10 protein-coding genes are annotated in these 13,270 nt (G+C 67.1%); 6 read left to right on the top strand and 4 right to left on the bottom strand.

The window, feature by feature from the left end; all coding sequences use genetic code 11:
* Positions 1-21: 21 nt before the first annotated feature.
* Positions 22-585, top strand: coding sequence for an ATP-binding transcription factor AbmR (abmR, locus tag AC5Y4C_RS13270; RefSeq protein WP_499912703.1), 564 nt, complete (start codon positions 22-24; stop codon positions 583-585).
* On the opposite strand, the gene AC5Y4C_RS13265 is transcribed toward abmR, so the two are convergent.
* The 3 genes from AC5Y4C_RS13265 to AC5Y4C_RS13255 form a co-directional block, all read right to left on the bottom strand.
* On the bottom strand, positions 582-2,756 hold the full coding sequence (locus AC5Y4C_RS13265) for a molybdopterin-containing oxidoreductase family protein (protein WP_499965128.1): 2,175 nt from the start codon (positions 2,754-2,756) through the stop codon (positions 582-584). The two genes, abmR and AC5Y4C_RS13265, sit on opposite strands and share 4 nt — an antisense overlap.
* A 135-nt stretch (positions 2,757-2,891) precedes the next feature.
* Entirely contained in the window at positions 2,892-4,784 is a 1,893-nt protein-coding gene (locus AC5Y4C_RS13260; protein WP_499965140.1) for an ABC transporter ATP-binding protein, read from the bottom strand.
* Positions 4,785-4,792: 8 nt separating this feature from the next.
* On the bottom strand, positions 4,793-6,523 hold the full coding sequence (locus AC5Y4C_RS13255; RefSeq protein ID WP_499912707.1) for an ABC transporter ATP-binding protein: 1,731 nt from the start codon (positions 6,521-6,523) through the stop codon (positions 4,793-4,795).
* Positions 6,524-6,707: 184 nt separating this feature from the next.
* Between AC5Y4C_RS13255 and AC5Y4C_RS13250 the strand changes: the two genes are divergently transcribed.
* Both AC5Y4C_RS13250 and AC5Y4C_RS13245 read left to right on the top strand, forming a co-directional pair.
* On the top strand, positions 6,708-7,268 hold the full coding sequence (locus tag AC5Y4C_RS13250) for a DUF3558 domain-containing protein (RefSeq protein WP_499912710.1): 561 nt from the start codon (positions 6,708-6,710) through the stop codon (positions 7,266-7,268).
* Between the two features lie 44 nt (positions 7,269-7,312).
* Positions 7,313-7,819, top strand: a complete 507-nt coding sequence (locus AC5Y4C_RS13245; RefSeq protein ID WP_499912755.1) for a DUF3558 domain-containing protein — start codon at positions 7,313-7,315, stop codon at positions 7,817-7,819.
* A 32-nt stretch (positions 7,820-7,851) separates the two neighbouring features.
* Here the strand turns inward: AC5Y4C_RS13245 and AC5Y4C_RS13240 are convergent, their stop codons facing one another.
* A complete protein-coding gene (locus tag AC5Y4C_RS13240; protein ID WP_499965126.1) occupies positions 7,852-8,352 on the bottom strand; it encodes a SixA phosphatase family protein in 501 nt (166 codons plus the stop codon).
* Between the two features lie 101 nt (positions 8,353-8,453).
* On the opposite strand from AC5Y4C_RS13240, the gene AC5Y4C_RS13235 reads away from it, so the two are divergent.
* From AC5Y4C_RS13235 to AC5Y4C_RS13225, 3 genes are read left to right on the top strand one after another with little or no spacing between them, the layout of a single operon-like run.
* Positions 8,454-9,587 carry a metallophosphoesterase family protein gene (locus AC5Y4C_RS13235; protein ID WP_499965124.1) on the top strand — a complete coding sequence of 378 codons (1,134 nt, stop codon included), beginning with the start codon at positions 8,454-8,456 and terminating at the stop codon, positions 9,585-9,587.
* Complete coding sequence (locus AC5Y4C_RS13230; RefSeq protein ID WP_499965122.1) at positions 9,584-12,196, top strand: AAA family ATPase; 2,613 nt, start codon at positions 9,584-9,586, stop codon at positions 12,194-12,196. The genes AC5Y4C_RS13235 and AC5Y4C_RS13230 overlap by 4 nt, the downstream gene beginning before the upstream one ends.
* Before the next feature lie 50 nt (positions 12,197-12,246).
* Positions 12,247-13,224, top strand: a complete 978-nt coding sequence (locus tag AC5Y4C_RS13225; protein WP_499912719.1) for an alpha/beta hydrolase — start codon at positions 12,247-12,249, stop codon at positions 13,222-13,224.
* Positions 13,225-13,270 lie beyond the last annotated feature (46 nt).

Genomic DNA, 13,270 nt, shown 5'->3' with positions numbered 1-13,270 from the left:
CAACGGTGTAATCATGTAATCATGCGATCACATCACCAACACGGACGGCGGTTCGGCCGTCCCGGCGGCTGGCAACAGGCTGACCAGCCCGACGCCGCAGACGCCGCCGACTGGTTTGCCGGCCGGTTGCCCGACTCCTGGTTCACCGAGGACCCCGAGGTCGTCGTCGACCGCGAGGAAATCACGGTCATCGGCAGGCTCCCGGAACCCGAAGGTGCAGAAGAGGGTGCCGACGCCCGCGGTGCCGGTCGGGCGGCCCGCTTCCGCGAGGAGACGCGGGCGGAGCGCATGCGGATCGCCGACGAGGCGCAGGCGCGTTACCGCCGCACCGTCAGTTGGGGGGTGCGGATCGGCGGCGAACAGATCATGTTCACCAACATGGCGGTGCCGGTGATGACGCGGCTGCGCCAACAAGAACGCCGCGTCCTCGACACGCTCGTCGACGCCGGTGTCGCGCGGTCGCGGTCGGACGCGCTGGCCTGGTGCGTGCGACTGGTCGGGGAGCACGCCGACGAGTGGCTGTCGCAGCTGCGTGAGGCGATGTCGGCCGTCGACGACCTGAGGGCCAAAGGTCCCGAGCTCTAGACTCGCTCGACTCCGACGTAGGACGAGCTCAGCGGCGGGGTCTGCGACAGCGGATCCACCACGGAACCGTCGATCAGCAGGTTCCGGTTGGCGCCGTACGACTCCGCCGAGCAGCCACCGCGCGGATCGAAAACTCTTGAGCCCCAGCCGTGGTCGACGATCACGACCCCACGACGCGGCCTCGAGCTCACCGACGCGGGCACTTCGATCGCTCCGACGGGCGAGAAAACCCGCACCGAGTCGCCGTCGCTGATGCCCAGTGCTGCAGCGTCTTCGGTGTTGATCACCGCCACATTGCCCTTGCCGGCGGGGTGCAGCCCGGGAAGCTCGTTGAGCCACGAATTCATCGAATGCCGGTTCCGCCGACTGGCCAACTGGAACGGGTAGCCGACGGGCGCTTCCGGCACCGGCCCGGCGAGCAGGTCCCGGGCGCGCGCGACGAGCTCCGGCGGCGCGACGTGGATCTTCTTGTCCTCGGTCCGGAGCGCACCACGTAGGTGGCCGAACTCGCGTGGACCCAGCACTATGCCATGCGGATGATCTACGATCTCACGCCATGTGACCTTGCGCGAGTTGACTTTTCGGCTAGTCGCCACCAACACCCGGTCGATCCAGCGCGGTGAGAACTCGAGGCTGGGCCGCCGCGTCGCCCGCGCCAGTCGGCGGGTCGCCGTGACGAAGCCGTTGACGCCCTTGACGCCGAACAACGGTCGGCGCATAGCAAGCGCGAGATCGACGAAGATGCGCCATTCCTCGCGCGCGCCCGCTGGCGGTTCCACGGCCTTGCGGCCGTATTGCACGTACGGTTCGTCGTGCAAGTTACTCGTGAAGGCCATCAAGTCGTCCCGCTCCAGCCAGTGCACCGCCGGTAACAGCCAGTGCGCGTGGCGATGGCTCTCCCGTTGCACGAAGTCGATCGCCACCAGCAGATCCAGTTGCGCCAGTGCTGCATCCAATTTCGCGCCGTCGGGCCCGGAGACCACCGGGTTGCCGCAATTGATCACCATCGCCCGGATTCGGCCCGGCCCTGAAGTCGTGATCTCGTCCGGCAACTCGGCTAGTGCGTGCGCACCCGCCACCATGCCGCGTCCCTTCACGCGGCTCTTGTGAGCAGACGGCTTGACCATGTCGAACATCCGCAGCGCGTCGACGTAGCCCGGCTCGAATCTGCGGCCGCCGGGTTTGTCCATGCGGCCGGTGATCACGTTGAGGACGTGTCCCAGCCACTCGCCGACGGTTCCGGTCAGATGCATCGACACCCCGGTGCGGGTGATAACCATCGCGCTGCGGGCGGCGGCGAAGTCTCGGGCCAGCCGTTCGATCACCGACCGCTCGATGTCGCAGCGTGCGGCGAGATCGTCGAGATCGGCATCGACGACAAGGGCTCGCAGCTCGGCGACTCCGGACGCCAATTCGCTGCAGTCCGTACGGTTTTCGAGACCCTCGTCGAGGACCACCTTCACCATCGCCAGTAGCAGCGCCCAGTCCTCGCCCGGCCGCACCGCCAGATGCTGGTCGGCCTTGTCGGCGGTCTCCGTGCGCAGCGGGTCGACAACCACGATCTTCGCGCCCAGCCGTTGCCGCGCCAACGCCCGCTGCCAGCCGCGGGGCACGGTCTCCAGCCAGTTCCACGCGCTCACCGCGGGATTCGTGCCGACGAGAACGAACAAGTCGCAGTTGTCGACGTCCGACACCGGCGCCATGAGCGCCGATCCGTACATCGCCTCGGCGACGACGTGCAGGGCGTTCTGGTCAACCGAGCCGACGGCATAGCGATTCTGGGTGCCGATCGCGTCGAGCCACGCGTTCATGAACAGCACATTCGACGACGAAAAACCGGCTGGGTTTCCGTAGTACAAGCCGATTGCATCTGGGCCGTCCGCGTCGATCAGCGCGGTCATCCGCGCTGCGATGTCGGTGACCGCCTCATCCCATGTCGCTTCGACGTAGGATTCGCCGATCCGCCGCATGGGGTTGAGAATTCGCCGCGGATGCTCGACGAGCTGTCCCGCCGTGCGGCCCTTGGCGCAGAAGTCTTGCCAGCTGTGGGGGTTGAGCCGGTCGGGCGAAATCTTGGTGACCCGGTTGTCCTCGACCGTCACCGCGACGCCGCAGGCCGCAAGGCAGTACCGGCAGAACGTATACACCGTTTTCGTCTTGTCTGTTGCCATCAGCCCATCCCGCCTGAAATGCAGCCACTTCGTCGCAACCGCAGTCTCGGAGATCTCAAACTACGCCGAGGCCACGGTTGTGGACGAGATCGGCCGAGAATGCGTCATCAGACCGAAGTCTCGGCGAACCTGCGCCTACACCCGCGTCATCGCCCAGTAAGCGCCACGCTTAGCCATCAGGTCGGCATGGCTGCCACGTTCGACGATCCGCCCGTCGTTCATCACCAGGATCACGTCGGCGTCCCGGATCGTCGAAAGACGGTGCGCGATCATGAAACTCGTTCGGTCACAGCGCAATTCGCGCATCGCGTGCTGGATCAGCACCTCGGTGCGCGTGTCCACCGAACTGGTGGCTTCGTCGAGGATCAGCAGTTTCGGCTGGGCCAGAAACGCCCGCGCGATCGTGATCAACTGCTTCTCGCCCGCGCTGATGTTGCCGCCGTCGTCGCTCACCCATGTGTCGTAGCCGTCGGGCAGCGTGTGCACGAACCGGTCGACGTACGCCGCCGTCGCGGCGCCCACCACCTCGTCGTCGCTCGCGTCAGGCCGTCCGTAGCGAATGTTCTCGGCGATCGTCCCGCCGAACAGCCAGGTGTCCTGCAGCACCATCCCGATACGGGAGCGCAGCGATTGACGGCTCACCGTCGCGATGTCCACCCCGTCCACCAGAATGCGGCCGGAGTCCACTTCGTAGAACCGCATCAGCAAATTCACCAGCGTCGTCTTGCCGGCACCTGTCGGGCCGACGATCGCGACCGTGCTGCCCGGCTCCGCCACGAACGACAGGTCTTCGATCACCGGAGTGCCGGGCCGGTAGCTGAATTCGACGTGCTCGAACTCGACGCGCCCGCCCCTGCCGTTCAACGACGGCAACGGCACCCCGGTGTCCGGCTGTTGTTCCTCGGCGTCCAGCAGGTCGAAAACCCTTTCCGCGCTGGCGATTCCGGACTGCAGCGTGTTGTACATCCCGGCCACCTGGGTCAGCGGCTGGTTGAACTGGCGCACGTATTGGATGAATGCCTGGATGCTGCCCAGCGTGATCTGGCCGGTCGCCACCTGCAACCCGCCGACCACCGCGACGGCGACGTAGCTCAGGTTGCCGATGAACATCGTGAACGGCGACACCAGGCCCGACAGGAACTGCGCGCGGAAGCTGACGTCGTACACGTTGGTGTTCAGTTCGGCGAACCGTTGCTGAGCGTGGGCGCGGTGGCCGAACGTCTTCACCAGCGTGAAGCCGCTGTAAGTCTCCTCGATGTGCGCGTTGAGGCGTCCGGTGTTGGCCCACTGCCTGGCGAACAGCCGTTGCGACTTGCGTGCGATCGTCCGCGTCACCCACAGCGACAGCGGCACCGTCAGCACCGTGATCAACGCCAGCAACGGCGAGATCCTCAGCATCATCACCAGCACCGCGACCACGGTCAGCACCGAGGTCAGCAACTGGCTGATCGTCATCGACACGGACGTCTGCACGTTGTCGATGTCGTTGGTGACCCGGCTGAGCACCTCGCCGCGCTGCCGGGAGTCGAAGTACGCCAACGGCAGTCGGTGCACCTTGTCCTCGACGTCGGCGCGCAGAGCCACCATCGTGCGCTGCACGGTGACGTTGAGCACCCGCGCTTGTGTCCAAATCAGAAGCGCTGCAAGCAGATACAGGCCAAGCGCCAACAACAATGTGCGGCCCACCGCGCCGAAGTCCACACCGACACCCGGTGTGACGTCCATCCCGGACAACAGATCGGCGAACGTCGAGTCACCGCGGGCCCGGGCTGCCGCGACGGCTTGCTCCTTGGTGAGGCCGGCCGGCAGGTGCCGGCCGACGACGCCACTGAACAACAGGTCAGTGGCGTGGCCGAGCACCCGTGGTCCGATGACCCCGATCGCGATGCTGCCGATGCCCAGCCCGATCACCGCGGCGGCCAGTCCCCGCTGTGGAGTCAGCCGCTGCAAGAGCCGAATTGCGGTGCCCCGGAAGTATCGCGACCGCTCCACCGGCGGCTGCATCGCGATGCGGGTGCCTAGCCGCATGGGACCGCTCACGACGCGACCCCCACCGCTTGCGAGTCCGCGAACTCCGCATACTCCGGGCACTGCGCCAGCAGTTCGCGGTGTGTGCCCGCTCCGACGACCCGTCCGTCCTCGATCACGACAACCTGGTCCGCCTCGACGACCGTCGAAACTCGCTGCGCCACGATGACGACCGTCGAGTCCGCGGATACGTCCCGCAGGGCCGCCCGCACCCGCGCGTCGGTGTGCACGTCGAGTGCGGAGAACGCGTCGTCGAACAGGTAGATCCGCGGCCGGCGGATGACCGCACGAGCGATCGCCAATCGCTGCCGCTGCCCGCCGGAGAAGTTGATACCCCCTTGTGCCACAGGCATATCCAGACCGTCGGCGTGCGCGCGCACGAACCCGTCGGCGGCTGCCACCCGCAGCGCGTCCCACATCTCAGCCTCGGTGGCATCGGCCTTGCCGTAGCGCAGGTTGTCGGCGACAGTGCCCGAAAACAGATAGCCGCGCTGCGGCACCAGGCCCAGGGTCGACCACAGTTTTTCGATGTCGTAGTCGCGGACGTCGACGCCGTCGACGGTGACCGAGCCGTCGGTCACGTCGTAGAGCCGGCAGATCAACGACACCAGCGTGGATTTGCCCGACCCGGTGCTGCCGACTATCGCGGTCACTGTCCCGGGCCGAGCCGTCAGCGAAACATCCTGCAGCACAGGGCGATCGGCACCCGGGTAGCTGAAGGTCGCCGCCGTCAACTGCACCAGTCCGTGCGCCGGAGCCGACGCTGCGGTGCGGGCTGGGCTGCTAATCGTCGGCCGGGTCGACAGCACGTCGGTGATCCGCTCGGCGCACACCGACGCCCGCGGCAGGATGACCAGGATCAGCGTCGCCATCATGACAGCGGTCAGGATCTGCATGAAATAGGACAGGAACGCGATCAGCGAGCCGACCTGCACCTGGCCGGCGTCGATCCGTAGGCCGCCGAACCAAATCAGCGCCACGCTGGACAGATTGATCACCAGCGTCGTGACGGGCAGCAGGAGCGCCTGCCAGCGCCCGGCCGCCAGCGCGGTGTCCGACAGCGCCTGGCTTGCCTCGGCGAAACGCCGACGTTCGACGGATTCACGCGCGAAGGCCCGGACCACCCGGATGCCCGACAACTGCTCGCGCAGCACGCGGTTGAGGTTGTCGATCAGCTTCTGCAGCCGGCGGAAGATCGGCAGCATCTGCGACACGATCAGATAGTTCGCGATCGCCAGCACGGGCACGCTGACCAGCAGCAGCCAGGACAGCTGCGCGTCCTGGTGCAAGGCCATGATGATGCCGCCGACGCACATGATCGGCGCGGCGATCAGCATCGTGCACGTCAGCTGGATCACCATCTGGATCTGCTGGACGTCGTTGGTCGTGCGCGTCAGCAGCGACGGCGCGCCGAAGCGTGCGGTCTCCTGAGCGGAGAAGCTGGTGACGTGGTTGAAGATCGCCGAGCGCAGGTCGCGACCGAAACCCATCCCGGTGCGCGACGCGAAGTACACCACCCCCACCGAGCACAGCACCTGCAGCGCGGTGACGGCCAGCATCACGCCGCCGAGCCGCAGAATCGTCTCGGTGTCGCCCTTGGCGACGCCTTCGTCGATGATCGCCGCGTTCACGGTGGGCAAGTACAACGACGCCAGCGTGCTGATCACCTGCAACAGCGCCACGACCGCCAGCAGCGACCGGTACGGCCGCACATAGTTGCGCAGCAGGCTCAGGAGCATCTCCGTACTGTCGCACATCACGATCGCGGTCCGGCAGCTGACGCACGGCGTGCTGCAGCGCGAAATCGCTGGTCAACCGCTAGATTGCGCGGCGTCGGGACGGCTGCGGCTATCCTGCTTGCTGTGACGGGCGGTGGGGGTGCCGCCGCGTCGGCGAAAGTGACGTGACCAGGAAGCGAGTTCCGTGAGACGCAGACTGCCCTCCGCGGCCATCGGCCCCGTGGTCATTGGAGTAGCCACCGTCGCACTGGTCGCCGCCTGCTCCAACGACTCGTCGGGCCCCGGCAATGCCACCACCTCGGCGACCCCCGCTCAGCAGAAAGCCAGCCATGGCCCGTTCTTCCCGGAATGCGGCGGCGTCAGCGACCAGACGGTCAACCAGTTGGCGCAGGTGCCGGGCCTGGTGAACACGGCGAAAAACTCCGCCGGCTGCCAGTGGCTGCAGAACGGCGGCATCATGGGCCCGCATTTCTCGTTCACCTGGTATCGCGGCAGCCCGATCGGGCGCGAGCGCAAGACCGAAGAGTTGTCGCGCACCAGCGTCGAGGACATCGACATCGACGGCCACAAGGGCTTCATCGCGCTGGCGAACGATCCCACTCTGGGTGACAACCTGTGTGAGGTCGGTATTCAATTCGACGACGACTTCATCGAATGGTCGATCAGTTACAACCAGCAGCCGTTCCCGCCGCCATGCGACGTCGCCAAGGAACTTGCCCGCCAGTCGATCAGGAACGCGAAATGAGCCGGGCCAGCCGGCTGCTGTGCGCGCTTGTTGCGGCGCTGGCCATGGTCGCGATGGTCGGCGGCTGCACCCGCACGACGGGGGGCAACGCCGTCGTCGCCGGATCCAACGGTGATACGCCGCGCAACGACAACTCCGAGCGGCAGTATCCCAACCTGCTCAAGGAATGCGACGTGCTGACCACCGATGTGCTGGCCAAGACCGTCGGCGCCGACCCCCTCGACATCCAGAGCACCTTCGTGGGCGCGGTGTGCCGGTGGCAGGCGGCTAATCCCGAGGGGCTGATCGATATCACGCGGTTCTGGTTCGAGCAGGGCAGTCTCGACAACGAGCGCAAGGTCGCCGATCAGCTGAAGTACCAAGTCGACAGCCGCTCGATCGCCGGCGTCCGGTCGATCGTCATGAAGGCCAACGACGCCAACGGCGCATGCGGAGTGGCCAGCGACGCCGGCGGGGTGGTCGGGTGGTGGGTCAACCCGCAGACGCCCGGAATCGACGCGTGCGGTATGGCGGTCAAGCTGATGGAGCTCACGCTCGCCACGAATGCGTGATCGTCCGGTCCGCGGACGACGCGTCATCGCGGTTACCTCGGCACGTGGAATTCCACCAGCGTCGCCCCGCCTAACGTGAGGTCACGCCACGGTCCCTCGAACTGCAGCACCGCGATCGCCGACGTCGGAAACTTCGTCGAAATCCGCTCTGCGGCAACCGGATTGCTCCTCGCCGCATCGGCGAGCATGAGCGTGACACTGCTCATCGCCGGCTCGTGCGCGAGCACCAGCAGCGTGGCGACAGCATCGTCGACATTGTTGATCTCCTCGATCACGGTCCCTGGCACCGCGTCGTAGAGCCGTTCGGCGAACGTCACCGGCGCGTCGAGTCCCGTCGCGGCCAAGGTTTCGCGCGTTCGGGTCGCGGTCGAGCACAGCACCGCGTCGATCGGCGGCACGTGGGACCGCAGCCACTCGCCGGCGAGCCCGGCCTCCCGCACGCCGCGCGGTGCCAGCGGGCGGTCGTGGTCGGCCACGCCGGTCGGGTAGTCCGACTTGGCGTGGCGCATCAGGAGCAGCGTGCGCTGGGCCATCCGTCCACGCTAAGCCATGCCGTTCGAGGTCCACGAACTTGTCGGTGACCGGTCCTACACTCGCCTTGCTCACGACGCCGAGCACCGGAAGGGAGGCCGACATGCGATTCATCCACACCGCCGACTGGCAGCTCGGCATGACGCGGCACTTCCTCAATGACGATGCACAGCCAAGGTATTCAGCCGCTCGTCGTGACGCGGTCCGGGCGCTCGGTCCGCTGGCTGCCGAGACGGGGGCCGAGTTCGTCGTGGTGGCCGGTGACGTTTTCGAACACAATCAACTGGACCCACGGGTGGTCAGCCAGTCGCTGGAGGCCATGCGCGCGATCGGGGTTCCGGTCTACCTGCTGCCCGGCAATCACGACCCGCTGGATGCGTCGTCGGTGTACACCAGCACACTGTTCGCGGCCGAGCGGCCCGCGAACGTCATCGTGCTCGACCGGCAGGTTGTCGACGTGCGGCCCGGGGTGCAGATCGTCGCGGCGCCGTGGCGATCGAAGGCACCCACCACCGATCTCGTCGCCGACGCGCTGCGAGGGCTGACCGCCGACGGTGTCACCCGCATCGTCGTGGCGCACGGCGGCGTCGATGTCCTGGCACCGGCGCCGTCCGCGATGTCGCTGGACACCGTGCACCAGGCACTGGCCGGGGGCGTGGTTCACTATGTGGCATTGGGGGACAGGCACTCTCGCACGCAGGTCGGTGAGACGGGACGGGTGTGGTACTCCGGATCGCCGGAGGTCACCAACTTCGACGACGTCGAACACGATCCGGGGCACGCGCTGGTTGTCGACATCGAAGAAGACGACGCAGCACGGCCAGTGACGGTCACGCCGCACCGAGTCGGGCAGTGGCGATTCGTCACGCTTCGCCGCCCCGTGGACGGCAGCCGCGACGTCACCGACCTCGACATCAACCTGGACCTGCTGACCGACAAAGACCGTACGGTGGTGCGGTTGGCGCTGACCGGGACGCTCAGCGTCACCGAACGGGCAGCGCTGGACGCGTGCCTGGACAAATACGCTCGGCTGTTCGCGTCGCTACGAATCTGGGAGCGGCACAGCGACATTGCGGTTGTGCCCGAAGACGCCGAGTTCACCGACCTGGGCATCGGCGGGTTCGCCGCCGCGGCTGTCGAGGAGTTGGTCACAACTGCGCGCTCGACGGAGCAGGCGGCAGCCGACGCGCAGGCGGCTCTGGCTCTGCTGCTCAGGCTGACAGGACAACCGGCATGAAGCTGCACCGGCTGGTCTTGGAGAATTACCGCGGCATCGCATACCGCGAGCTCGTGCTACCCGACAACGGCGTGATCGTGGTCAGCGGCGCCAACGAGATCGGGAAGTCGTCGATGATCGAGGCCGTCGATCTCCTGCTGGACGCCAAGGACCGCTCGACCAAGAAGGAAGTCAAGCAGGTCAAGCCCACCCATGCCGACGTCGGCGCCGAGGTGACAGCTGAAATCAGCACCGGCCCATACCGATTCGTGTATCGCAAGCGCTTCCACAAGCGGTGCGAGACGGTGTTGACCGTGTGGGCGCCCAAGCGTGAACAGCTCACCGGTGACGAAGCGCACGAACGGGTCTGCGCGATTCTGGCCGAGACCGTCGACACCGAGCTGTGGCGAGCGCAACGCGTCTTACAAGCGGCCTCCACTGCCGCGGTGGACCTGTCAGGCTGCGATGCGCTGTCGCGCGCACTCGACGTGGCGGCCGGTCAGTCGGACGCGCTGTCGGGCGGCGAGCCGGTGCTGATCGATCGCATCGATGCCGAGTACGCGCGGTATTTCACGGCGACCGGCCGCCCGACGGGCGAGTGGGCGGCGGTCCAGAACCGTCTCGCAGCCGCGGAGGACGAAGTCGCTTGCTGCAGACAGGCGGTCGAGGAGGTCGACGAATGCGTCCGCCGCCACGCCGAACTCTCGGAACAACTGGCGGAGCTCTCGTCCCAGCACACGGCGGCTCAGAAGCGCCTCGACGCGGCTCAGGCGGCTGCCGCGGTGGTCACTGCGCTGGAAGCGGAACTCAAAGAGGCGCAGGCGCTTTCCACTGCCACCCGAATAAAGGCGCAAGCGTCGGCCGAGGCGCTGAGCGAACGGCAGCGGTTGGCCGCTGATGTCTCCGACCGCGAAAGCGCAATTGCGCACCTGGAATCGCAGGTAGCGCAGGCGGTTGACGACGAGGCGGTGGCAGCCGAAGTTCGTGACGTCGCGGCCACCGCTGCCGAAGAGGCCAGCGCCGCAGTCGATGCCGCGCAGTCGCGCGTCGACGCCGCCCGGGCCACCGTCGACAGGTTGTCGGATCGCGACGAGGCCCGCCGGCTACAAGCGCGGCTGGCCAAGATCGACGCCGCTCGCGCCGAGCTCGATTCCGCCGAACGCGCCATCGCGGCCAACCCGGTTACCGACGCCGTCCTGCGCGACATCGACATCGCGGAAGCAGCGGTGGACCGAGCGTCGACCCGTGCCGAAGATGCCTCGGCCAGAATAGAACTCGCGTCCTGCGTTGATTTGGTGGTGACGGTCGACGGGCAACTGGTCGAGTTGGCGGCCGACCAGGGATTCGCCGTCAGCGCCACCGCGCCCACCGACATCGAGCTGCCCGGTGTGCTGCGGGCCAGGATCATCCCCGGTGCACCCGCGGGGGATACCCAGGCCATGCTCGAGGCCGCCCGCCACCACCTGGCCGGTCTGCTCGCCGCGGCGGGTGTCGCCGACCGAGACGACGCCCGTGCGCTCGCCGAGCAGCGCCGCCAACTGGTCGGCGAACGCGACCGCCTGACCGCTACCCTGGCGGGGCTCTGCGGTGATGACTCCCTCGACGAGCTGCGCTGCAGGCTCGCAGTGTTGGCCGGCCGCGACTACGCGGATGACGCCGCGGGCATCGATCTGCCGGCAGCCCGTGCGGCGCTGGACGCCGCGACCGCCGCTCACCGCGAGGCCGTTGCGAACTGCCAACGCGACCGCGACCTCGCCGCCGCGGCTGCCGCCAGCTTCGCCGAGAAGGCCACTCGCGCGGCGGTGCTGCGCGAGAAGCTGGCTACCACCCGCGTTGAACTGGACGCTTCCCGAGCGCGACTGGCCCAACAACGCGCCGCCAGCAGCGACGAGCAGTTGGCTGCCTGCGCACGAGATGATGCCGATGCGTCGGCACACGCCGCGGCGCGCGTAGCCGACCTACAGTCCCGGTTTGCTCAAAAAGCCGATGCAGCAAGCGAACTGACCGACGCCCGATCCCATGCCGAGGAGGTGCTGCGGCGTCATGAGGACGTCGTCGGCGAATTGCGCGACGTGACAACGCAACTGCGCATCCTGGGTGGCGAAGGCCGAAAGGGCAGACTGGACGCTGCCGAAACCGAACGCGAGCACGCGCACAGCGAATGGCAGCGGGTGGGCCGTCGAGCACGCGCCGTGCAGCTGCTGCGCTCGGTGATGCTGCGCCACCGCGATGACATGCGTCTGCGTTATGTCGAGCCGTTCAAAGCCGAGGTGGTGCGACTCGGGCGAATGGTGTTCGGCGACACCTTCGATGTGGAGGTCGACAGCTCGCTGCGGATCTGCAGCCGCACGCTGGATGGCCGCACTGTGCCGTACGAATCGCTGTCCGGCGGTGCCAAGGAGCAATTGGGCATTGTCGCGCGCCTCGCCGGGGCGGCGTTGGTGGCCAAGGAGGACGGCGTGCCGGTCATCATCGACGACGCCCTCGGCTTCACCGACTCCGACCGGCTGGTCAAGATGGGCGCCGTGTTCGACGCGGTGGGTAGCGACGCTCAAGTGCTCGTGCTGACGTGCAGCCCGCACCGCTATGACAGCGTCGGCGGCGCGCACCACATCCGGCTCACCGCATAGTCGCTGGTGTCGCTGTTGCCTTGCTGTGGACGGCACCCCATAATCACCCGGTGACCCAACTGAAGAATCGTGCGTGCGTCCTTGCTGTGCTGTTGCTCATGTTGTCGCTTTTGCCAAAATCGGTCGCTTTCGCCGATCCTGCAGGCGCACGGATAACCGGAATCGAGCCGGTCAACGATCGCTGGGTCAAGATATCGGTGTATTCCCCGTCGATGGACAAGGTCATCGTCAACGACGTGTACAAGGCTCCCGGTGCCTCGGCGCCGGTCTTCTATCTGCTGAACGGAATTGACGGCGGGCTGGACAACAAGGGCTGGTTCGGGCTCACCGACATCCAGGGCTTCTTCGCCAACCAGAATGTCAACGTTGTCTCGCCGATCGGCGGGCAGTACAGCTACTACACCGATTGGCTTGCCGACGATCCCGCCCTCGGACGCAACAAGTGGCAGACCTACCTGACCCAGGAACTGCCGCCGCTGATCAACCAGGAGTTGAAAACCAACGGCCGCAACGCAATTGGCGGCCTGTCGATGAGCGGCGGCGCCGCACTGGATCTAGCGACCCAAGCGCCCGGTCTGTACCGCGCGGCGGGCTCCTACAGCGGCTGCCCGGCGACGTCGGATCCCAATCAGGCGCAACAGATTGCGCTGTCACTGGTGCCCAGCGGGGCCAACGCCGCCAACATGTGGGGTCCGCTGGGCGGACCGGACTGGGTGGCGCACGACCCGTCGAAGAACGTCACCAAGCTCAAGGGCGTGGCCGTGTACGCCGCCGCGTCCACCGGCGCCGTGGGTGAGGTCGACAAGCTGCCTGCCGACTTTCCCACGCCCGTCGGCGGCCAGCTCGTCGAGAGCATCACGCTGAACTGCACCCAGCAGTTCGCCGACGCCGCCAAGGCTGCCGGCGTTCCAATCACGTTCGTGGTCCGGCCGGAAGGCGCGCACACGTGGGGCCTGTTCGAGTCGGAAATGCACGAGTCGTGGAACAACGTCATCGCGCCGGCGTTGGGTACGACCTCCCGGGCATGATGCTGCGGGGCGCACGCCCCGCGCGCCGGACCGGCACAATGGCCGG

The sequence above is a fragment of the Mycobacterium sp. NGS35 genome (genome assembly GCF_059812855.1).
Note: the sequence above shows the minus strand (reverse complement) of the source record. Positions and strands in the feature narration are given on the sequence as shown.